16 protein-coding genes and 3 pseudogenes are annotated in these 22031 nt (G+C 70.6%); 11 read left to right on the top strand and 8 right to left on the bottom strand.

Features of this window, described 5'->3' with window-relative positions; genetic code table 11:
• Positions 1–48: 48 nt before the first annotated feature.
• Positions 49–393: pseudogene (locus QQM39_RS43625) on the bottom strand (IS630 family transposase); the annotation flags it as partial.
• 314 nt (positions 394–707) lie between these two features.
• Positions 708–1414, bottom strand: a pseudogene (locus QQM39_RS43630) (PucR family transcriptional regulator); the annotation flags it as partial.
• A gap of 406 nt (positions 1415–1820) precedes the next feature.
• Between QQM39_RS43630 and QQM39_RS43635 the strand changes: the two are divergent.
• Both QQM39_RS43635 and QQM39_RS43640 read left to right on the top strand, forming a co-directional pair.
• Positions 1821–2174, top strand: a complete 354-nt coding sequence (locus QQM39_RS43635) for a VOC family protein (RefSeq protein WP_302003106.1) — start codon at positions 1821–1823, stop codon at positions 2172–2174.
• A gap of 681 nt (positions 2175–2855) precedes the next feature.
• Entirely contained in the window at positions 2856–3650 is a 795-nt protein-coding gene (locus QQM39_RS43640) for an SAM-dependent methyltransferase (protein ID WP_302003107.1), read from the top strand.
• Between the two features lie 82 nt (positions 3651–3732).
• On the opposite strand, the gene QQM39_RS43645 is transcribed toward QQM39_RS43640, so the two are convergent.
• On the bottom strand, positions 3733–5382 hold the full coding sequence (locus QQM39_RS43645; protein ID WP_302003108.1) for a TlrC/CarA/OleB/SrmB family ABC-F type ribosomal protection protein: 1650 nt from the start codon (positions 5380–5382) through the stop codon (positions 3733–3735).
• A 262-nt stretch (positions 5383–5644) separates the two neighbouring features.
• The gene (locus QQM39_RS43650; protein ID WP_302003109.1) at positions 5645–6655 is read right to left on the bottom strand and encodes a DMT family transporter; all 1011 of its coding nucleotides are present in this window, start codon (positions 6653–6655) and stop codon (positions 5645–5647) included.
• Between the two features lie 68 nt (positions 6656–6723).
• Between QQM39_RS43650 and QQM39_RS43655 the strand changes: the two genes are divergently transcribed.
• The 4 genes from QQM39_RS43655 to QQM39_RS43670 all read left to right on the top strand — a co-directional run bounded on the left by QQM39_RS43655 (position 6724) and on the right by QQM39_RS43670 (position 12059).
• The gene (locus QQM39_RS43655) at positions 6724–7593 is read left to right on the top strand and encodes a LysR family transcriptional regulator (protein ID WP_302003110.1); all 870 of its coding nucleotides are present in this window, start codon (positions 6724–6726) and stop codon (positions 7591–7593) included.
• Positions 7594–7966: 373 nt separating this feature from the next.
• The gene (locus QQM39_RS43660; RefSeq protein ID WP_302003928.1) at positions 7967–8689 is read left to right on the top strand and encodes an HAD family phosphatase; all 723 of its coding nucleotides are present in this window, start codon (positions 7967–7969) and stop codon (positions 8687–8689) included.
• A complete protein-coding gene (locus QQM39_RS43665; protein ID WP_302003111.1) occupies positions 8686–11082 on the top strand; it encodes a glycoside hydrolase family 65 protein in 2397 nt (798 codons plus the stop codon). The genes QQM39_RS43660 and QQM39_RS43665 overlap by 4 nt, the downstream gene beginning before the upstream one ends.
• A gap of 95 nt (positions 11083–11177) precedes the next feature.
• Positions 11178–12059, top strand: coding sequence for a universal stress protein (locus QQM39_RS43670; protein ID WP_302003112.1), 882 nt, complete (start codon positions 11178–11180; stop codon positions 12057–12059).
• Positions 12060–12086: 27 nt separating this feature from the next.
• On the opposite strand, the gene ppk2 is transcribed toward QQM39_RS43670, so the two are convergent.
• The gene (gene ppk2 / locus QQM39_RS43675) at positions 12087–12890 is read right to left on the bottom strand and encodes a polyphosphate kinase 2 (RefSeq protein ID WP_302003113.1); all 804 of its coding nucleotides are present in this window, start codon (positions 12888–12890) and stop codon (positions 12087–12089) included.
• A gap of 258 nt (positions 12891–13148) precedes the next feature.
• Here ppk2 and ctaD point away from each other — a divergent pair, with 258 nt between their 5' ends.
• Both ctaD and QQM39_RS43685 read left to right on the top strand, forming a co-directional pair.
• On the top strand, positions 13149–14819 hold the full coding sequence (ctaD, locus tag QQM39_RS43680) for a cytochrome c oxidase subunit I (RefSeq protein WP_302003114.1): 1671 nt from the start codon (positions 13149–13151) through the stop codon (positions 14817–14819).
• Entirely contained in the window at positions 14816–15253 is a 438-nt protein-coding gene (locus QQM39_RS43685) for a cytochrome c oxidase subunit 4 (RefSeq protein ID WP_302003115.1), read from the top strand. The genes ctaD and QQM39_RS43685 overlap by 4 nt, the downstream gene beginning before the upstream one ends.
• Here the strand turns inward: QQM39_RS43685 and QQM39_RS43690 are convergent.
• Both QQM39_RS43690 and QQM39_RS43695 read right to left on the bottom strand, forming a co-directional pair.
• Complete coding sequence (locus QQM39_RS43690) at positions 15202–16710, bottom strand: ubiquinol-cytochrome c reductase cytochrome b subunit (RefSeq protein WP_302003116.1); 1509 nt, start codon at positions 16708–16710, stop codon at positions 15202–15204. The genes QQM39_RS43685 and QQM39_RS43690 overlap by 52 nt on opposite strands.
• An 83-nt stretch (positions 16711–16793) precedes the next feature.
• Positions 16794–17156 carry a DUF6479 family protein gene (locus tag QQM39_RS43695; RefSeq protein WP_302003117.1) on the bottom strand — a complete coding sequence of 121 codons (363 nt, stop codon included), beginning with the start codon at positions 17154–17156 and terminating at the stop codon, positions 16794–16796.
• A gap of 148 nt (positions 17157–17304) precedes the next feature.
• On the opposite strand from QQM39_RS43695, the gene QQM39_RS43700 reads away from it, so the two are divergent.
• The 3 genes and pseudogenes from QQM39_RS43700 to QQM39_RS43710 form a co-directional block, all read left to right on the top strand.
• Positions 17305–17685, top strand: coding sequence for a ferredoxin (locus tag QQM39_RS43700; RefSeq protein ID WP_302003118.1), 381 nt, complete (start codon positions 17305–17307; stop codon positions 17683–17685).
• A 125-nt stretch (positions 17686–17810) separates the two neighbouring features.
• A complete protein-coding gene (locus tag QQM39_RS43705) occupies positions 17811–18989 on the top strand; it encodes an acyl-CoA dehydrogenase family protein (protein ID WP_302003119.1) in 1179 nt (392 codons plus the stop codon).
• A gap of 394 nt (positions 18990–19383) precedes the next feature.
• Positions 19384–19704 (top strand): annotated as a pseudogene (locus tag QQM39_RS43710) (3'-5' exonuclease); the annotation flags it as partial.
• Positions 19705–20342: 638 nt separating this feature from the next.
• Here the strand turns inward: QQM39_RS43710 and QQM39_RS43715 are convergent.
• Entirely contained in the window at positions 20343–21968 is a 1626-nt protein-coding gene (locus tag QQM39_RS43715; RefSeq protein WP_302003120.1) for a PucR family transcriptional regulator, read from the bottom strand.
• Positions 21969–22031: the final 63 nt, after the last annotated feature.

Raw genomic sequence — 22031 nt, forward strand, 5'->3', positions numbered from 1 at the left:
TGGCCTCTTTACCGCTGATCAGGTGCCCGGGATCACCCGGCTGAGTGATCACACTGAGGCGGCGAGGGGTCGTCCGGCCCAGCGGATGCCCTTCTCGCTGCGGACCAGTGCGCGTTCCTGGCGTTGAGCGGCCAGGACGTCGGGGTGACGGGCGTTGTGGTTGCGCCAGCGCAGGCAGCGGTGCAACTCCCGTGTCTGTACTGCATGGTTGGGATGATTTGAGTCGGCGAGGGTGAACTGCCGCAGCGGCCCGAAATGCGCCTCGACCGGGTTCGCCCAGGACGCATTCTCGGCGTGAAACAAAGCGGCGTCCGCGTGGCCGTCGACCGCGGCCTTGTTGTGCGCGGCCCGGCGGCGCATGCGCCAGTCCAGGTCTTGGTGTGCTGGAAGGTGACTCCACGGCGGGCCGGCACAGCAGCAGTGCAGCCCGCCGGTAGCGCACCGTGCTCGTGCTGCCCCGGCGCACGATCCGCTGCAGCTTCCGCCCCTCCTGCTCGGTGAGCCCGTGCACCCGAACTGGCTGTGCCATCCCACCTCCCCGCCTCGATCGGACGTGTCGCCACCTCCAACCGGCACAGGCCCGACCAGCACAACCCGGTGATCGTTTCCGGTCACAGCATCAGGTCGTATGCGGCATCGCATTGTGGCGCTCCGCCGCGACGCGGAGCAGGATCTCGCGCAGCACTTCGCGTGTACGTCCACGCGTCTTCACGGCCGGCCGCGTCGAGGTAGTGGCGCAGGGCCGTCAGCAGGTCGGTGGCGTGCCGTGTGTCGTGGTCGATGAGCCGGACGAGCCGTCGTTCCGTGTAGTCCTGGATGCGGGTGTCCTCGCGGCGCGTACCGCAGGCGGCGCAGGCCGATGTCGTGCAGCTCGTGGAAGGAACGGTCCGGGGGGAGAGGCTGGCCGGGTGGGGTGGCGGTGGCGACCCGGGCCGCCTCGCCGAAGGAACGGGCGTGTCGGAGAGATCGGTGACCTCGGGACCGACGCTGACGACCGCCTGCGGGGCCAAGTCCCGTGCCAAGACGCTCAGTTGCTCGACGATCAGTCGCCAGGGCCGGGACGCGCGCAGGGCCAGCAGGATGCCGAGCCGGCCGGGGGTCAGCTCGCCGACGAGTGCCTGCGCCCCTGTCCCGCGGAGTTCATGGGACAGGCGGTCCTCCAGCACCGGCCCCTCGTCCGCCGTGCGGAGGTCCAGGAGGATCGCGAGGAACCGGCAGCCCTCGGTGGGCAGAGCCAGCGCGCAGAAGCGGGCGCGGGCGTCCTCGGGGGAGTGGTGGTGCTGTTCGGCCAGGTCGCGCGGGACACTTCGGTGGGCTGCGTGCTCCCAAGGTGTGGAATGGATGAGCCGCGCGAGGTCAGGGCCATCGCCGTCCGCTCCAGGACGGTGACGTGTTCCGGTCCGAAAGCCGGACCGTCGCTACGGGCCGGGGCGGCTCCGCCGTCCGGCATGGAGACGGCGCCGTCGCCGACGGCGTCCCACCGCGTGGCCGTCGGCGCGCGGACGCTCCAACTGGGCACGCAGCGGGTCGGCGTCGGTCGGCGTGCTGCGCGGCACGGCTTCGTCGCCGTGGCCCCTGCCGGTTCGTGAAATGCCCGGCCGCCGGATCCACTGACCGCCTCAGAGGTGGCTGCCATCTGGCCGCCGACTTCCTCCCGGTCCGCCTGGAGGAGCAGACGGCGCACGGGTGCGCGCGGCGGACCAACCCGGCCGGCCGGCCTCAGCCTGTGTCTGCCCGTACTGGCACCCAAGCGGGCGCCCGCCACCGCACCGGTTCGGTGCGCCTGTTGTTCGAAGGTCTGGCAGGTCTAAGCTCGGCGGATGACCTTGGAATGGGAACAGGTAATCGTTCACTCAGTCGATCCGGTGGCCTTGGGGCAGTGGTGGGCCGAGGCCCTTGGTTGGGTTGTGGTCCATTCCTCTGACGAGGAGTTCGAGATCCGCCCGGCGCCGGATCGCCTGCCGGGGTTGGACTTCGTCCGGCTCGACGAGGGCAAGAAGGCCAAGAGCCGGCTGCATCTCGACTTCAGGCCAGATGACCAGGACGCCGAGGTGGCCCGTCTGGTGGCTCATGGCGCACAGCGTGTTGATATTGGCCAGGGTGATCAATCGTGGGTTGTGTTGGCAGACCCCGAAGGTAACGAGTTCTGTGTCCTTGGCCAGCGGCGTCAGTAAGGCTCGCGCCTGGGTGGGACCGGGCAGCGGTCTCTCGTGCCTCGTCGAGGAAACGGTCCTGTCGAAGCCGCGTGACGTTGATTCCGATCCGAGCGCGAAGCGCTGGGAGGTTGAAGATGCCGACGGCGGGCCTGTCGACGTGCCAAGTGGAACGCTGCGGCGGAGACGACGCTCGGCTTGAGTCGATCGGCACTCCGCCCTGTCTCGAACAGGCAGACCGTGTTGTCTGCCATGGGAAAGACCCAACCGGTACTCCGGCCCGCTGAGCCGGCTGCACGAGCCGGCGCCGGGCCATCGGCAAGGTCGCGGTCCGGCCGGCGGGGCAACCGCGCGGTCTACCCGCAGTCGGCGCACTGCCGAGCGGGGCAACCACGGGGTCTGCTCGAAGTCGGCGCAACTGCCGAGCGGGCGGCTCGTCGCGTGGGTCGACGACAGCGCCACGGGCAGCCGGAACCTCATCAAGAACGCCGGCTGGTTCTGCACGTCGCAGTCGGTCAAGAACACGAGCCGTCCGCCCGGACCCGGCCGGTGCGACCGGCGGCGCGCCGCTGACCCGCGGAACGAGATCCAGTACGCTCCGGCACCCGCCGATACGCACGCACCAGAGCCCTCCGACTCCCCGACGAGCACCCTCCCCCGTCTAGGTTATGCAGTGACGTCCGCTCAACTCGGGGAGCCCCCATGTCAATTGAACGTCCGCTCATCGACAGCGGCGTGCCGCACTCCGCCCGGATCTGGAACTACTGGCTCGGCGGCAAGGACTGCTACGAGATCGACCGGCAGGTCGGCGACCAGATAGCCGGCGCCAACCCGGCGATCCTCGACATCGCCCTGGCACAGCGGGCGTTCCTCGTCAGGACGGTGGAGTACCTCGTCCGTGAGGCAGGCATACGTCAGTTCCTCGACGTGGGTACCGGCCTGCCCACCGCGAACAACACGCACGAGGTCGCCCAGAGACTGGTCCCCGAAACCCGGATCGTCTACGTCGATCACGACCCGGTCGTCCTGGCCCACGCCGAGGCCCTGCTCACCAGCACGCCCGAAGGGGCCACGGACTACATCGACGCCGACCTGCGCGACCCCGAGGCCATCCTGGAACAGGCCGCCAAGACGCTGGACTTCGCGCAGCCGGTCGCGCTGATCCTGCTGGGCATCACCGCCCACATCACCGACGACACCGGCTACGACATCGTCGGCCGCCTCATGGACGCTCTGCCCTCCGGCAGCCACCTCGTGCTCTGCGACGACACCGAGGTGATCAACCCGCGGCAGATGAGCGAGATGATCGAGCAGTGGAACGAGGCGAGCGACAACCCCCGCGTCAACCGCAGCCCGGAGGAACTCGCCCGGTTCTTCGAGGGCCTGGAGCTGCTGGAGCCCGGCGTGGTCTCCGTCTCCCGGTGGCGCCCCAGCGAGGTCGGTGAGCAAGCCCCCGCCGAGGTCGACGACTTCGGCGGTGTGGCGCGTAAGCCGTAGCGGCTGCAACGGCCGTCGCTACCGCGCCGTCGGCGGGACAGCCTGAGTGCGCTGTCCCGCCTGGCGTCGGGCCCTGCGGGGCTCAGCTCGCTGCGGCCTCCTGAACCTGTGCCACCTGGCCGGCGTTCAGTTCCAGATGCGTGCCGGTGAAGCGGGTGCGCATGCGGCGGTCGTGGGTGACGACGACCACCGCGCCCCGGTAGCCGGCCAGGGCTCCTTCCAGTTCCTCGACCAGGGCCGGGGAGAGATGGTTGGTGGGCTCGTCGAGCAGCAGCAGGTCGACGGGTTCGCTCACCAGGCGGGCCAGCTCGATCCGGCGCCGCTGCCCGTAGGACAGTTCGTCCACTTTCAGGCGCAGGTCGGAGGGGCTGAACAGGCCGAGCGAGAGGAGGTGGTCGGTGTGCTCGTCCAGGTCGCCTCCACGGCCGTATGCGAACGCCTGCGGGACGGTGAGGCGCGGCGGCCACGGAGTTTCCTCCTGCCTCAGGTGCCCCACTCGGCCCCGCGTGCGTACCGTCCCCTCGTCGGGCCGCAGCTCACCCGCCAGCACCCGCACCAGCGTCGTCTTGCCCGCCCCGTTGGGCCCGGTGATCAACAGCCGCTCCTCGCCGCCGATCCGCAGTGACGGCACGTGCAGCCGGTCTCCGACACGGACGCCGGTGAGCTCCGCCGCGGTCTGCGACGTCCGGCCGTCGGCTGTCGTCATACGGGCGGCGAACACCAGAGGTTCGGGCGGAGGCGCGACGGGATGGTCCGTCAGCCGTTCGACACGCTCCTTCGCGTTGCGGATGCGGCCCATCGCCCCGTGGCCGCGGCTGCGGGCACGGAAGCCGCCGTGGCCGAACCCGGCGAGCGACAGCTTGCGCGGGATCGCCGCCAGCCGTGCCGCGTTCGTGGCGGCCAGCTTCTGGTTGCGGGCCAGCTCCGCGCACCAGTCCTCGTACTCCCGCAGACGGCGCCGCCGCTCGGCGGCCTTGGCGGCGAGGTAGCCGTCGTAGCCGTCGCCGTACCGGGCCACCTTGCCCTCGCCGACCTCCAGGATCGTGGTGGTGACCCGTTCCAGGAACACCCGGTCGTGGGTGACCGCGAGCACGGTGCCGCGATGTGCCCGCAGGTGGGCCTCCAGCCAGCCCACCGCCTGATCGTCCAGATCGTTGGTCGGCTCGTCCAGCAGCAACAGCTCCGGCTGGGAGGCCAGGGTCGCGGCCAGCGCCAGCCGCGACCGCTCACCGCCCGACAAGGTGCCCAGGGTTCTGTCCCGTGCCAGGCCGGGCAGCCCGAGCCCGTGCAGGGCGATGTCCACCCGGGCGTCGGCCTCGTAACCGGCGCGTGCCTCGTACTGGGCGACCAGCTGGGCGTAGGCGTCAAGGGCGGTGGTGAGCGCCGCTTCCGCCAGGCCCTCGAGCGCGGCCTCGGCGCGGCGCATCCGCACCTCCAGATCGCGTAGATCGGCAAGGGCCACGTCCACCGCGTCCTGGACGCTCGCCTCGGGTGGAAGGGCGAGCGACTGGGCGAGATGGCCGACGCCGCCGGGCGCGATCACGGTCAGTTCGCCGTTGTCGGGCCGGTCCTGACCGGCGATCAGCCGTAGCAGGGTGGACTTCCCCGCTCCGTTGTCGCCGATGACGCCGGCCTTCTCGCCCGGCCTGACGGTGAAGGTCACGTCGTCCAGCACGACGTGGTCGTCGTAGCGGCGGGTGACGTTCTGAAGAGATAGCTGTGCGGTGAACATGGAAGAGTCCCCAGTTCTCGGCCGAACCGATAGGAACGGGCGGATGGACGCATCCGTGCACACCGCATCACTCCGCTGCACGCCGGACGGGCGGCAGCACGGGAGGAGCGCAAGCACGGATGAGAACGCGCGACGGCGGAGCGGAGCTCAACGCGGTCGCGCGGGGACTGTCACAGAGAACCCATGCGCAGCACCGTAGGCCGGGGATCTGCGTGTCGGCAAGCCTTTTTCCTGCCGGCCGCCCTGGCTCACTGACCGCGTGTCAGTTCCGCGACGTCAGGATGCTCAACGAGTTGGCGGCGACGATGGCGCCGATGCCCGCCCACTCCGGCCCGCCCAGACCCTGGCCCAGACCGACCCAGCCGACCACGGCCGCGAGGACCGGGTTGACGCTCATGAACAGGCCGAAGGCCCGCGGCGGCACGTGGCGCAGGGTGAACAGGTCCGCGAGGTAGGGCACGGCCGAGGAGAGGACACCGGCCGCGACCGCGCAGGCGACGGCTCCGGCGGTCGGCGGATTCCGTACGGCGACGATGATGCCGATCGGCAGGAACATCACGGCGGACAGGCCGGCCGCTGCGGCGGCGCCCTGGGCTCCGGGGACGCGTCGGCCCACTGTGCGGTTGAGCAGGATGTACGACGCCCAGCAGCCGGCGGCCAGCAGGCCCAGGGCCATCCCGAGGTAGTCGGTCGAGGGCTGCGGGCGCATCAGGATGACGACGCCGGCCGCGGCGATCACCCCGCAGCAGACGTCCGTACGGCGGCGCGAGGCGGCCAGGGCGAGGGTGAGCGGGCCGAGGAACTCCAAGGTCACCGCCAGACCCAGGCCGACGCGGTCGATCGCGGAGTACAGCGAGAGGTTCATGGTGCCGAACACCAGGGCCAGCAGGATCACCGGCCACCACTGGCGCCGGGTGAACGAACGCAGCCTCGGCCTGCCGACGGCCAGCAGCACCAGGGCGGCGACGTACTGGCGTACGGCGACGACGCCGACGGCACCGAGGACGGGGAAGGCGAGGGAACCGATCGCGGCGCCGGTCTGGTTGGACAGACCGCTGCCGATCATCGTGGCCACGCCTGCGAGACGGCCGCCGGTGTGCTCGGGGGTCCCGTCGAGCGGAGCCACCGGGGCTGCCGGGGCCACCGGAGCCACCGGGGCTGCCGGGGCCACCGGAGCCACCGGGGCTGCCGGGGCCACCGGGGCTGCCGGGGCCACCTGGGTGGCCGGGATCGCCTGGACCGGCGCGGGTGCGGGTGCGGGTCGGGTGCGCATGAGCCGATCGTCCGGCCGTCCGGTCTTTGCGCAAAATGCGTCATCGTCGGCATCTATACGCTTGAGTCATGGATGCTCGAGTCAAGGATGTGGAGCTGAGGCAGCTGCGCTGTCTCGTCGCGATCGTCGACGAGGGTAGCTTCACCGACGCCGCCCTCGCCCTCGGCGTCTCCCAGGCAGCCGTCTCCCGCTCGCTGGCCTCGCTCGAACGGGCCCTGGGGGTAAGGCTGTTGAGGCGGACCTCGCGTGAGGTGAGCCCCACGGGGACCGGGCTGCGTGTCCTGGCGCACGCCCGGCGGGTGCTCGGCGAGGTGGACGACCTGGTCCGGGAGGCCGGCTCCGGGCACGACCGGCTGCGGATGGGCTACGCCTGGGCGGCGCTCGGCCGGCACACCCCGGCCTTCCAGCGCCGCTGGGCCGCCGCGCACCCCGGGACCGATCTGCACCTCGTGCGCGTCAACTCCGCCACCGCCGGTCTCGCGGAGGGCGCCTGCGATCTGTCCGTCGTACGCCGACCGGTGGACGACCGGCGGTTCGACTCCGCGATCGTCGGGCTGGAGCGGCGGCTGTGCGCCCTGGCCGCCGACGACCCGCTGGCCCGGCGTCGCGCGGTCCGGCTGGCCGACCTCAGCGGTCGTACCCTCCTCGTCGACCGCCGCACCGGCACCACGACCACCGACCTGTGGCCGCCCGACGCCCGTCCGGCGACCGAGGAGACGCATGACGTCGACGACTGGCTCACGGTGATCTCCACCGGCCGCCGCATCGGCGTGACCGCCGAGGCCACCGCCCACCAGTACCCGCGCCCCGGCATCGTCTACCGGCCGGTACGGGACGCCGAACCGATCGCCGTACGGCTGGCCTGGTGGCGCGACGACCAGCCCCCCGCCGCGCAGGCGGTGATCGAGCTGGTCACGGCGCTGTACCGGGGCGACTGACACCCTCGACGGCCCTCGGCGTACGGGGACAGCAGGGCGGGAAGGGCCCTATCCACTTCTCGCGGATCCTGATTACGCGGTGCGCGGCCGTCATCCGCTTCCCCGCGTCGTTCCGGGTCCTTCCCGTCACCTCCAGCACACCATGCGCGCGGCGAATGCGCCAGGGCCGCCGCTCCGGGTACCCGAGGAGCCGGATCCGGGGGTGACAGGTCGGGTCTGGCGGGTACCCATGAGCGGATCACACCGGGCGCGGGAGGGCCGTCCAGTGGAGACGAGTGGAGTGGAGTCGAGTGGAGTGGAGTCGAATGGAGGTGAGCAGGCCGTGCGGTTCGCGTTCCCTGACACCGGCCCACACGGGCATCCCCGGGATGTCCTGCGTGACGTACGCGCCGTCGTCTTCGACACCGACGGGGTGATCACCGACTCGGCCAAGGTGCACGCCGCGGCCTGGAAGGCGGCCTTCGACGGTTTCCTGCGCGCCCACCCGCCCGAGGACCCCGACCGGCGACGCCCCTTCGACGAGCAGGACGACTACCTGCGGCACGTCGACGGCAGGTCCCGCCTCGACGGAGCCGAGGCCTTCCTCGCCGCGCGCGGCATCGAGGCGTCGGCCCAGACGGTGCGGTCCGTCGCCGCGGACAAGGAGCGCCTCTTCACACAGAGGCTGCGCGAGCAGGGCGTGGAGGCCTACCCGGGGACCGTACGGCTGGTGAAGGCGCTGCGTGCGGCGGCAGTGCCCTGTGCCGCGGCCTCCGCGTCCCGGCACGCCGGCGAGTTGCTGAGCCGGGCAGGGGTGCTCGATCTGTTCGACGTCCTCGTGGACGGCGGCGAGGCGGCCCGGCTGGGCCTGGCGGGCAAGCCGGAGCCCGACCTGTTCCTGGAGGCGGTCCGCCGGCTCGGCGTCCCCGCCGACCGGGCCGCCGTCGTCGAGGACGCGCTGGCGGGCGTGGAAGCGGGCCGGCGCGGTGGATTCGCCCTGGTGGTGGGCGTGGACCGGGCCGCCGGTGCGGACACCGGGGCCCGGCTGCTGCGGCACGGCGCCGACATCGTCGTCCACGACCTCGGAGAACTCTGCGCGGGAGGAGCGCCGAAGTGACCGACTGGAGCTCGGGGGCCGAGGCAGCGGGCTGGAGCTGGGAGTACGAAGGCTACAAGCCGGCCGACGAACGCCTTCGGGAGTCGCTGTGCACGCTCGGCAACGGCTACTTCGCCACGCGGGGCGCGCTTCCCGAGTGCGCCGCCGACGAGGTCCACTATCCGGGAACATATGTGGCCGGCATCTACAACCGGCTCACTTCCAATGTTGCGGGACGCCGTGTGGGGAACGAGGACATGGTCAACGTCCCCAACTGGCTGCCCCTGCGCTTCCGGCTCCCCGGCGGGCACTGGATCGTCCCCGACACCGCGACCGTGCTCGACCACCGGCAACTGCTCCACCTGTCCGTGGGGGTGCTGGAGCGCCGGACGCGGTACGACCTCGGCGACGACCGGGTGCTGACGGTGCGTCAGCAGCGTATCGTCCATATGGCCGACCCCCATCTGGCCGCTCTGCGCACCGAGTTCACGGCCGAGGGATTCTCCGGCCCGCTGGAGGTGGAGGCTGCCCTGGACGGTTCGGTCACCAACTCCGGTGTGCCGCGCTACCGGGACCTCGACGGCCGTCACCTGACCCACATCCACACCGGCACCGCCGCCCCGGACACGGTCTGGCTGCGCTGCCGTACCCGCACCTCCGACATCCGGATCGGCATCGCGGCCCGCCTGACCGCCGACGCGCCCGTCACGAACCGTCACGAACGGCCGTACGCCCTCCAGCGATTGACGCTCCACATGGCCCCCGGCCACACCGTCACCGTCGACAAGACGGTCGCCCTGCACACCTCCCACGACCCCGCCATCAGCGACCCGCTGCACGCCGCCGTCGACCGCGTGGGACGCGCCCCCGGCTTCGACTCCCTGGCCCAGTCGCACCGCACCGCCTGGGGTCAGCTCTGGCGCCGCGCCGAACTCGACGTCCCCGGCGAGTCGGGCCGCATCCTGCGGCTGCACCTCTTCCACGTCCTGCAGACCCTCTCCCCGCACACCGCCGACCTCGACGTCGGCGTGCCCGCCCGGGGACTGCACGGCGAGGCCTACCGCGGCCACGTCTTCTGGGACGAGCTGTTCGTCCTGCCCTTCCTCAACCTGCACTTCCCCGAGGTCTCCCGCGCCCTGCTCCGCTACCGCCACCGCCGCCTCGAACAGGCCTGCACCAGTGCCGTGCAAGCCGGTCACCGGGGTGCGATGTACCCCTGGCAGAGCGGCAGCGACGGACGTGAGGAGACCCAGCAGCTGCATCTCAACCCGCGCTCCGGACGCTGGCTGCCCGACCACTCGCGGCTCCAGCACCATGTCGGCTCGGCGATCGCGTACAACGTGTGGCAGTACTGCGAGGCGAGTGGCGACATGGAGTTCCTGCACACCAAAGGCGCCGAGATGCTGTTGCAGATCGCCCGCTTCTGGGCGGACATGGCGGTCTACGACGACAGCCTGGGCCGCCACCGCATCAAGGGCGTCGTCGGCCCCGACGAATACCACGAGTCCTACCCGGGTGCCGACGTGCCCGGCCTCGACGACAACGCGTACACCAACGTCATGGCCGCCTGGGTGCTCACCCGCACCATGGAACTGCTGGACACCCTGCCCGAGCCCCGCCGGCGCGAACTCGTCGAACGCACCGGCCTGGACCGGGGGGAGCTCGAACTGTGGGAGGACGTCTCGCACACCCTCCACGTCCCCTTCCACGACGACGTCATCAGCCAGTTCGCGGGCTACGGCGACCTCGCCGAGCTCGACTGGCACGGCTACCGCGGCAAGTACGGCGACATCCGGCGGCTGGACCGGATCCTGGAGGCGGAGGGCGACACCGTCAACCGCTACAAGGCCTCCAAACAGGCCGACGTCCTGATGCTCGGCTACCTCTTCGCACCGGCCGAACTGCAGGGCCTGTTCCGCCGGTTGGGGGTGCCTCTGGACGAGGACATTTGGCGGCGCACCCTCGACTACTACATCCACCGGACCAGCCACGGCTCCACCCTCAGCGGCCTGGTCCACGGCTGGGTGCTGGCCCGGTGCCGACGCACCGAGGCGTGGAAGTTCTGCCAGGAGGCTCTCCTGGGCGACATCGCCGACGTCCAGGGCGGCACCACCGGCGAGGGCATCCACCTCGGTGCGATGGCCGGCACCCTCGACCTCGTCCAGCGCGGGCTGACCGGCCTGGAGACCCGGGGCGGCGCCCTGTGGCTCGACCCCGTGCCGCTGCCCGAGCTGTCCTCGTACGGCTTCGCCCTGCGCTACCAGGGCAACTGGGGCGTACGGCTGCACCTGGAACGCGGCCTGCTGGAGATCGCGGTGCCGTCGCACGACGTCTCACCGATCGACGTACGGCTGCCGGGCCGCGAGGTCACCCTGCCGCCGGGGGAGACGGGACGACTGGTCCTTCCGGAGTGACGCGGCCCTGTGCGGGACGCGGCCGACGGGGAGAGGCTGGAAGGACAGCGGATCCTGCGCGGAACCCGCGGTTCCTGCACGGAAAGGGGAGCGCGATGTACGGCCCGGTTTTCGTAGGGGTGGACGGCTCGCCGTCGAGCATGGCGGCCGTGGAGGTCGCGGCGCGCGAGGCCGGGCTGCGGGGCGTGGGGCTGCGGCTGGTGCACGCCTTCGGCTGGCCGGGCGCGCACATACCGGCCGGCGGGCGGCCGTGGGAGCCGAGCGGCGCCGGGCTGCGCGAGCTGATCGACGGCACGCTCACCAAGGCCGAGCGGCGCGCTCACGAGACGGCGCCCGGCGTCGACATCGTGCGGGAAGTCGTCGTCGGCGAACCGGTGACGGTGCTGGAGATCGAGTCGCGCACCGCGTCCCTGGCCGTGGTCGGGAGCCGGGGCCACAGCCGCTTCCGTGCCCTGCTGCTCGGCTCCACCGCGGGTCATCTGGCCGCCCACGCCGCCTGCCCGGTGCTGGTGGTGCGCGGCAGGCCGAACGCCGAGGGGCCCGTCCTCCTCGCCGTCGACGGCTCGCCCGCGGGCCGGGGAGCCGTCGAGTTCGCCTTCGCCCTGGCCTCCCTGCACGGCACGGACCTGGTGGCGCTGCACGCCTGGAGCACCCGGACCGAGCGCGCCTACGACGCTCCCGCCGACCCGCCCTTCGTGACGTACGACGAGGACCGGCTGCGCGACGAGGAGGAGCGCGTGCTCGCCGAGGCGCTGGGCGGGCTGCGCGACACGTACCCCGACGTCGCCGTGGACCGCAGGCTGGTGCGCGGCCGGATCCGCCACACCCTCATCGAGGCGAGCGCCGAGGCCGGGTTCGTCGTGGTCGGGGCACGCGGACGCGGCGGGTTCGCCGGGCTGCTCCTTGGCTCGGTCAGCCAGGCCGTGCTCCAGCACGCGCACTGCCCGGTCGCCGTCGTGCGGTCCGGTGAGGGGTGACGGGGGCGAGCGGTCGGCGCGTCCGGCTCAGAGGCCGGCCGCGTGGTCCGGGACGTAGTTCTGCAGATCGCGCGGCGGCCGCTGGTAGCCGGTCGACTCCGGCCGCTCCGGCAGGTCCGGGACCGGCAGGAGCACGTCCTGGTACGGCACGGAGCCCAGCAGATGGGCGATCATGTTCAGCCGGGCCCGGCGCTTGTCGTCGCTCTCGACGACATACCAGGGCGCCTCGGTGATGTCGGTGTGCACCATCATCTCGTCCTTGGCCCGGGAGTACTCCTCCCAGCGGGTGATCGACTCCATGTCCATCGGGGACAGCTTCCAGCGCCGCAGCGGATCCTCCAGACGGCGCCGGAAGCGGTCCTGCTGCTCCTCGTCGCTCACCGAGAACCAGTACTTGCGCAGCAGGATCCCGTCCTCCACCAGCATCCGCTCGAAGAGGGGGCACTGGCGCAGGAAGAGCTGGTACTCCTCCTTGCTGCAGAAGCCCATGACATGCTCGACCCCGGCCCGGTTGTACCAACTGCGGTCGAACAGCACGATCTCCCCGGCCGCGGGCAGATGCCCGATGTACCGCTGGAAGTACCACTGGGTGCGCTCGCGCTCGGTCGGCTTGGGCAGGGCCGCGATGCGCGCCACGCGTGGGTTCAGGTGCTCGGTGACCCGCTTGATGGTGCCGCCCTTGCCCGCCGCGTCCCGCCCCTCGAAGACGACGACCAGACGGGCGCCCTCGGTACGCACCCACTCCTGCAGTTTTGCCAACTCCGTCTGAAGGCACAGCAGTTCCTTCTCGTACGTCTTGCGCGGCAGCTTCCCCGCCTTGTTGCCGGCCATGCCGCCTCCCGCCGCCTGCCCGAACACCAGAACAGCACCGTACTGACCGATGAGGAGCCGCGCACCCCGGACGCGGAACCGCGCGCTTCGCCCGGGCCGGCGGCGAGCGGGCAGGATGGGCTCATGCACGGTGTCGATCCGTACGCCATGACGTCGTCGTGGCCGGAGAACGTCACCTGTCCGGCCGAGGTGAGGCGCATGGGTGAATGCCCTGGTGCGGAGGACTGACACCACCGCTGCCCGGGTACCCAGCGGCGCATGGCGGTGGACAGCAGGACCGAGCCGGCGCGCACGACGCCGCCCCGGCGGCGCGGGAGACTCGGCCGGGCGTTGCTGCGGTGGGCGACGACGACCGACCACAAGGTGATCGGCAACCTCTACATGACGACCGCCTTCGGCTTCTTCCTCCTCGGCGGCGTCCTCGCGCTGCTCATGCGGGCCGAACTCGCCCGCCCCGGGCTCCAGTTGTTCAGCAACGACCAGTACAACCAGCTGTTCACCGTGCACGGCACAGTCATGATGCTGCTCTTCGCGACCCCGCTGTTCGCCGGATTCGCCAACGCGATCATGCCGCTGCAGATCGGCTCCCCGGACGTGGCGTTCCCGCGGCTGAACGCCCTGTCGTACTGGCTGTACCTGGGCGGCGGCCTGATGGTCGTGGCCGGTTTCGTCGTGCCCGGGGGAGCGGCGAGCTTCGGCTGGTTCGCCTACGCACCCCTCAACAGCGCGGTGCGCAGCCCCGGCTCGGGCGGTGACCTGTGGACCATGGGCCTGGTGGTGACCGGTGTGTCCACCACCCTCGGCGCGGTCAACTTCATCACCACGATCCTGTGCCTGCGCGCCCCCGGCATGACCATGTTCCGGATGCCGCTGTTCACCTGGAACGTGCTGTTCACCTCGATCCTGGTCCTGCCCGCCTTCCCCGTCCTCACGGCCGCCCTGTTCGCCCTGGAGGCGGACCGCAAGTTCGGGGCGCACATCTACGACGCGGCGAACGGCGGCTCGCTGCTGTGGCAGCACCTGTTCTGGTTCTTCGGCCACCCCGAGGTGTACATCGTCGCGCTGCCGTTCTTCGGCATCATCTCCGAGATCATCCCGGTGTTCAGCCGCAAGCCGCTCTTCGGCTACGTCGGCCTCATCGGCGCCACCATCGCCATCACCATGTTGTCCGCGGTGGTGTGGGCCCACCACATGTTCGCCACCGGGGCCGTACTGCTGCCGTTCTTCTCCCTGATGTCCTTCCTCATCGCGGTGCCGACCGGGGTGAAGTTCTTCAACTGGATCGGCACCATGCGGCACGGCTCCCTGTCCTTCGAGACACCCATGCTGTGGGCCTGCGGCTTCCTGGTGACGTTCCTGCTCGGCGGCATGAGCGGCGTCATCATCGCCTCCCCGCCGCTCGACTTCCACCTCACCGACTCGTACTTCATCGTCGCCCATCTGCACTACGTGCTGTTCGGCACGGTCGTCTTCGCGATGTTCGGCGGCTTCTACTTCTGGTGGCCGAAGTTCACCGGCAAGATGCTCGACGAACGCCTCGGCAAGATCCACTTCTGGACCCTCTTCGTCGGCTTCCAGACCACGTTCCTGGTCCAGCACTGGCTCGGCGAACAGGGCATGCCCCGCCGCTACGCGGACTACCTGACCGCGGACGGCTTCACGCTGCTCAACACGATCAGCTCGATCGGCGCGTTCCTCCTCGGCCTGTCCACGCTGCCGTTCCTCTACAACGTCTGGCACACCGCCCACTACGCGACGCCCGTGGACCGGAACGACCCCTGGGGATACGGCCGCTCCCTCGAATGGGCCACCTCCTGCCCGCCCCCGCGCCACAACTTCACGGCGATGCCCCGGATCCGCTCCGAGTCCCCGGCGTTCGACCTGAACCACCCCGACCTCGCCCGCCTCGACCAAAGGCATCAGCAGTGAAGACCGAGGCCCGTCTGTTCATCGGCGTGGCGGGGTTCTTCCTCGTCACCGCGGTCGGCTACGGCTGGCGTTCCAAGGAACCCGCCGGTACCGCCGTCCTGACCATCGCCTTCCTGATGGCCGCCCTCGTCGCGTTCTTCCTGCACATGCAGTACCGCAGGCGGGGCCTGAGGGCACAGGACCGCCCGGACGCCGAAGTCGCCGACACCGCGGGCCCGCTCCACTTCTTCGCGCCGCACAGCCCCTGGCCCATCACGACCGCACTGGGATCCGTCCTGGCGGCGCTCGGCGTCGTCTACGGCCTGTGGCTGTTCCTGCTGGGCGTCGGCGTGCTCGGGCACGGGGTATTCGGCATGGTGTTCCAGTACGTGGGCCGGGACGCTCAGCGTTCCAGCTCCTCCGCCGACGATTCCCGTTCCTCCTCGACGCGGTAGCCATAGCTCCTCAGCACATACCGCTGCTCCTCGTCGAGCGGCTCGCGGCTCTCCTCGTAGCCGCCCGCGATGGTCTGCCGCACCTCGCCGGTCTCCTCGCCCTCCGTCAGCCGCTCCCGGTCCGCCTCCTGCAGCGCCACACAGACGCGCCTGGTCACCATGAACGCGAGCGGCGGCAGCAGCACGAAGGCGATCCGGAACACCCAGGTCAGCGCGTTCACGGAGATCCTGAAGGCGTGCGCGATGACGTCGTTGCCGCCCGCCGCCAGCAGGACGGCGTAGCAGCTGAGCGCCGCGACACCGAGCCCCGTGCGCACGGGCCTGTCGCGGGGCCGGTCGCACAGATGGTGCTCCTCGCGGTCACCGGTCACCCACCGCTCGGCGAACGGGTACGCGTACAGCACCGCGAACAGGAGGCCCGGCAGCACGACCGCGGGCAACAGCACGTTCCACATCACCGTGTGCCCGGCCACCACCGTCTCCCACGGCGGCACCAGTCGCAGGGAGCCCTCCAGGAAGCCGACGTACCAGTCCGGCTGCGAACCCGTCGACACGACGTCCGCGCGATAGGGGCCGAACGCCCAGATCGGGTTGATCTGCCCGACCCCCGAGAGCAGCGTCAGCACCCCGAACACCATGAGGAACAGGCCACCCGACGTCGCTGTGAACTGCGGGAACATGGGTTTGCCGACCGCGTTGCGGCTGGTGCGGCCGCGGCCCGCCCAGTGCGTGTGCTTCAGGTAGAAGACCAGGATCAGGTGCACCGAGACGAGCGCGAGCAGCAGTCCGGGGAGCAGCAGGATGTGCAGGGCGTACAGCCGCGGGATCAGTTCCTCGCCCGGGAACTCGCCGCCGAACGCGAACATGCTCACATACGTCCCCACCACCGGGATCGACAGCATGATGCCCTGGGCGATCCGCAGGCCCGTTCCCGACAGCAGGTCGTCCGGCAGCGAGTAGCCGGCGAAGCCCTCGGCCAGCGCCAGCATGAACAGGGTCACGCCGATCAGCCAGTTGACCTCGCGGGGCCGGCGGAACGCGCCCGTGAAGAAGATCCGCAGCAGATGCAGCCCGATCGCGGCGAGGAACACCAGGGCCGCCCAGTGGTGCACCTGACGGACCAGCAGACCGCCGCGCACGTCGAAGCTGATGTCCAGCGTCGACTTGTACGCCGAGGACATGCGCATCCCGTTGAGGGGCTGGTACGAGCCGTGGTAGACGACTTCCGTCATCGACGGGTGGAAGAACAGCGTCAGCCACACGCCGGTCAGCAGCAGGACGACGAAGCTGTAGAGGGCGATCTCACCCAGCAGGAAGGACCAGTGGTCGGGAAAGGCCTTGCGCAGCAGACCGCCGCCCTCGGAGAGCGGCAGTCGCGCGTCGACGTAGTCGGCGGTGCGCTGAGCGGCATGACGGGCTCGCGCGTCGGCACGGGCCCTGCTCCTCCTCCACAGCACGGATCACGAGTGCCCGCGGCACCGCTCTCGGAAACGGACAGTCACGTACGATCACTCGTTGGTCTGCCCCGGCCGGTCAGGCGTCAGGTGGTGCCCGGACCGCCGCTGCCGAACGACCCGCTGCCGCCTTCGGTCCAGCGGCGCCGCTTCTGCGAGGGGCTGGTGCGCGAGGGGACGTTGCCGTGGGCGGGCAGCTCGTGCGGGGTCAGCCGGCGGTCGCTTCTGGGTACCTCGTCCGGCTCCCGGTGCTCCCGGACCTCGTGGACCGGGCCCTCCGCGGGCAGATGGGGCTGCTCCTCGGGGCGTGGCGGAGGCGGTTCCCGACGCCTGATCCGGGCGCCCAGCACGAAGGCGCCGATGAGCAGCGCCACGACGACCAGACCGGCGACGACCAGTCCGATGCCGAGCGCACCTTCCGCGGCGATGGTCGTCCATGCGATGTCCATGGGGCCGCGAGTACCCCCGGCGCCCCGCGTGAACCCGATCACCTGGCGTGCCCGGTGGCGGGCTCACCCGACCGCGACGCCCGCTGACCCGGCCGGAAGCCTGGCGCGCGCCGGGTTTGGGCACACCCGCTCCGGCTACCCGACCGGTGTGACACAGACAACGTCCCAGCAGCAGCTCGTCCAGTTCCTGGAGGACCGTTTCGCCGCCGCGCAGGCCTGCACCGAGTGCGCTCGAGCCTGTGCGCTGCGCGCGAGCCTGGTGGACCCGGACGGGACCGAGGATCAGGACCTTCTGCGCCGCAAGGGCATCCTGTGCGCCGAGGTGTGCGACGCGACCTGCCGTGTCCTCTCCGAGGAGCATGCGGACGAGGGCGCCGAGGCCGCCCTCCGCGTCCAGCTGGAATGGACGCGGACGGTGTGCCTGGAGTGCGCGCACCTCTTCGACCGGTACCCGGGCGCCGAGGACACCGCGAAGGCGTGCCGGGAGTGCGCACAGGCCTGCATGGACTTCCTGGCCACGCTCGACTGAGCGGTGCGCGCCGGGTCGGCGGCGGCTCCGGTAGCGGATCCGCCCGCTCCTCGCCATTCCCAATTTCTGGAACACGTTCTACGGTGTGCGCCGTCAGGACCGGCCTTGGGGAGCCTGGAGGCGCCGTGCACCTCGAATACACGCCCGAGCAGCAGCGGCTGCGCAGCGAACTGCGCGACTACTTCACCGAGCTGGTCCCGGACCCCGCACAGACCCGATTCACCGACCCGGCGGCCCAGAAGCGCTACTACCGCAAGACCATCCGGCGGCTCGGCACGGACGGCTGGCTCGGCGTGGGCTGGCCCAAGGAGTACGGCGGACGCGGCCTGACCGCGATGGAACAGTTCATCTTCTTCGACGAGGCGGCCCAGGCCGGCGTACCGCTGCCCCTGATGGCCCTGAACACCGTCGGCCCGACGATCATGCAGTACGGCACGGACGAGCAGAAGGCGTACTTCCTGCCGAAGATCCTCTCCGGCGAGATCGACTTCGCGATCGGCTACAGCGAGCCCGACGCGGGCACGGACCTGGCCTCGCTCAGGACGCGCGCGGTACGGGAGGGCGACGAGTACATCGTCAACGGCCAGAAGATCTGGACGACCAACGGCGATACGGCCGACTGGGTCTGGCTGGCCGTCCGCACCGACCCGGACGCCCCGCCGCACAAGGGCATCACCATGCTCCTCGTCCCGACCACCGACCCCGGCTACTCCTGCACCCTCATCAACACCCTCGCCTCGCACGACACCACGGCCAGCTACTACGAGAACATCCGCGTCCCCGTCTCCCACCGCGTGGGCGCCGAGAACCAGGGCTGGCGCCTGATCACCAACCAGCTCAACCACGAGCGCGTCACCCTCGCCGCCCACGGCACCATGGCCATCCGCGCCCTGCACGACGTGCAGCGCTGGGCCATGGAGACCAAGCTCGCCGACGGCCGCCGAGTGATCGACCTCCCTTGGGTGCGCCGCCGCCTCGCCCAGACCCACACCAAGCTCGACGCCCTCAAACTCCTCAACTGGCAGATGGTCAGCGCCGTGCAGGAGGGCACGCTCACCCCGCAGGACGCCTCCGCCGTCAAGGTCTACGGCTCCGAGGCGCGCCGCGACGCATACGCCTGGCTGATGGAGATCGTCGCCGCACCGGGCACGCTCAAGGAGGGCTCGGCGGGGGCGGTGCTCCACGGCGAGCTGGAGCGCGGCTACCGCTCGGCCGTCATCTTCACCTTCGGCGGCGGCAACAACGAGATCCAGCGGGAGATCATCTCGTGGATCGGTCTGGGGATGCCGAGGGTGCGGCGTTAGTGACAAAAGAGGGATAGTTGGCATCAATATCACCGCCATTTCTCAGAGGTGACGGCGCATCACTTCGATGCATCCAGCTCGGGCCGCGTTCGATCGGTCCCGGGGGTACGGGACTCCAAGGTTCATGCCGCTGTCTGCCGATCGGTGGCTGCTGCCAGGTGAGGCTCATCTGCGCGCCGGCCTCCGCTCGCGCCGTGGCCACGAGGATCGCGTAAGGGCCCGCGACGGTTGTGGCCTCGATCTGGAGCCATGCCTGGTGGAAGGGCATTCGTGCCAGCAGACTGCTGACCTCGTCGGTGAGTTGTTGTCGTACGGCGGACGAGGATTCGGGGCGGCGCCGTATGCGGTACGGCATCTCCAAGTACTCCTCGACAGCCGTCAGCGCTTCGGCGAACCCGACGCCATCCTGGCCGCAGTCGACGAGCTCACCGACGAGGACCATGCCGACGTGACCGTGTCCACAGCTCACAAAGCCAAGGGGCGTGAATGGCCAACCGTCCGGATCGGCGACGACTTCCCACCTCCCAAGGACACCGGCCAACACGACGCCGAGGGCCGTCCCATCCCGGAACCCGTCAACGAGACTGACGCCCGACTCGCATACGTCGCCGTCACACGTGCACGCCGCCGACTCGACCTAGGAGGATTGTCCTGGGTCGACACACATCCCGCAGCCTCAAGTCCCAAACGGAACTCATCTGCTGGCGGCCCTTAGCGCGACGAGTCTTGGCGGCGTCGACCTGGCACTGGATTGCCGGCAGATTCTTCGTCTGCTGGTGGTACGGCGCGCGCGAGCCCGTGAGCTGCGGCGATTATGTAACGGGCGACACTTGCGGCCCGTCTGGCCCGCCACCGAGGCCCCTGCCGGGCAGATGAGGGCGGGGGCCTCAGCCTTCCTGAGCAGCGAGCGTCCGCTCCTCGATCCTGCTGCGGCGTCTGCGAACGCCTCCTTGAGGGCCCACAACGAGAGCCGCCGCGCGGCCACCCGAACGCCAGCTCGTTGGTGCCCTGTCCTACTGCCGTCGAGAGGCGCCGCACTGGTGGTGAAGCAACCTGAACCAAGATGTCGGTCTCTGTGCCGCGGAATGATCGGCCGGGTCTGATCCAGGGTGCTCCGGGTGCTGGCACTGAGCATGCTCTGTGTTTCTGGGGGAGGGACTGTGACGGGCGGGAGAATGGGTGGATGCTGTCCCGGGTCCGGGCCTCACTCCTGACACAGGACAGCGTTCAGCGACCGTGACCACTTGATGCGCGTCCTCGGTAAGGCCGACGCAAGCCCGTGCGGTCGTGCCTCTCGTAGCCTGGGTGTGACCAGGCCGGTGGTGGGAGCAGCGCTGGCGAGGCCGCAGCTCGTCAGTGGGCTCGCAGCACGTCGAGTGTCATGAGAGCCGCGTGGAGTTCGGTGCGCTGTTCGCCGGACTCCAAGTCGCGGTCGAGGAGACGCTCGATGGTGCGCAGGCGTTGGTACATGGTTTCGCGGGAGAGGCCGCCCCGGCGTGCGGCGGTGGTCTTGTTGCCGGCCGCGTCGAGGTAGTGGCGCAGGGTCGTCAGCAGGTCGGTGCCGTGCTGGGTGTCGTGATCGATGAGCCGGCCGAGCTGCTGTTCGGCGTACTCCTGGATCCGGGTGTCCTCGCGGAGGGCGTACAGCAGGCGTGCCAGGCCGATGTCGGACAGCTCGTGGAAGGACCGGTCTTGGGGGAGGGGCTGGCCGGGTGGGGTGGCCTCGGCGACGCGGGCCGCCTCGCGGAACGAGCGGGCGGTGTCGGAGAGTTCCGTGATCTCCGAGCCGACGCTCACCACTGCTTGTGGGGCCAGGCTGAGTGCGGTGCTGCACAGTCGTTCGACGATGGGGCGCCAGGGTTGGGAGGGACGCAGAGCCAACAGGATGCCGAGGCGGCCGGGTGCCAGCTCGCCGACGAGGGCCGAGACGCCTGCCGTCCGGAGCTCCTGGAGCAGGCGGGTCTCGGTGTCGGTCCCCCCTCTGCCTGCGCGGAGGTCCACCAGGGTCGCGACGAACCGGCTTCGGTCGGTCGGCAGACCCAGTGCGGCGCAGCGGGCGTGGGCGTCCTCGGCGGAGCGGTGGCGCTGGTCGACCAGGTCGCGCAGGGCGTTTCGGTGGGCGGTGCGTTCCCAGGGGGTGGAATGGATGAGGCGGGCGACGGTCAGTGCCATCGCGGTCCTCTCCAGCACGGTGATCTCCTCCGGCCCGAAGGCGGGGCCGTCGGCGCGGGCCGGGAGCATGACCACACGGCCCCAGCGCTCGCCCTGGTACTCGACGGGTGCGGTGAGCCAGCCCGCCGGGCCGCATGTCGCCGTGTGGTCGTCGGCCCCGGTGGCTCTGGAGCGCTGTTCCCAACCGGTGAGCGCCTCCTCCAGCGTGCCTCCGGAGGGTTCGCAGATCAGTGCCTGGTGCACCAGGTTCTCCAGGACGACCGTGCGGCCGCTCATCTCCGCCGCCGCGCGCACCACGTCCTCCGGGCCGGCACCGCGCAGGGTCAGGGCGGTGAACGCCTCGTGGATGCGCTGGGTGCGGCGCATCGCGTCCGCCTGGTTGCCGAGCAGGAGGGCGTGCACGACCTGGGTGACCTCCAGGAAGTTGACGTCCTTGGCGAGGGTGACGAGGGGAAGGCCACGCAGGCGGCAGGCGTCCACGAGTGCGTCCGGCGGGCGGTGATAGCGACGTACGAGTTCGATGACCAGCGCCGCGGCCCCGACGTCGGCGAGTTCGTCGACGTACCTGCGTACGCCCGACACGTCTTCAGGGAGCGGCATTCCGGTGGTCAGGACGAGTTCGCCGCCCTTGAGGAAGGACGCGGGGTCGGTCAGTTCGGTGATGTGGACCCACCCGACCGGCCGCTCCAGGTGGGCCACACCGGTGACGACCTGGGGCTGTCCGGCGGCCAGGACAGGAAGGGCCAGGACGTCGGCGACGGTGAGTGCGCGGGTGGGCCCATGGCCGGCCGGGTGGTTGTCGTTCACGGTGTCTCCATGGGGTCCCCTGATCGAGCACGGCTGAGCGCCCGGGAGTGTCCGGCCACTGTG

This window comes from Streptomyces sp. DT2A-34 (genome assembly GCF_030499515.1).
In the GTDB taxonomy this organism is placed as follows: Bacteria; Actinomycetota; Actinomycetes; order Streptomycetales; family Streptomycetaceae; genus Streptomyces.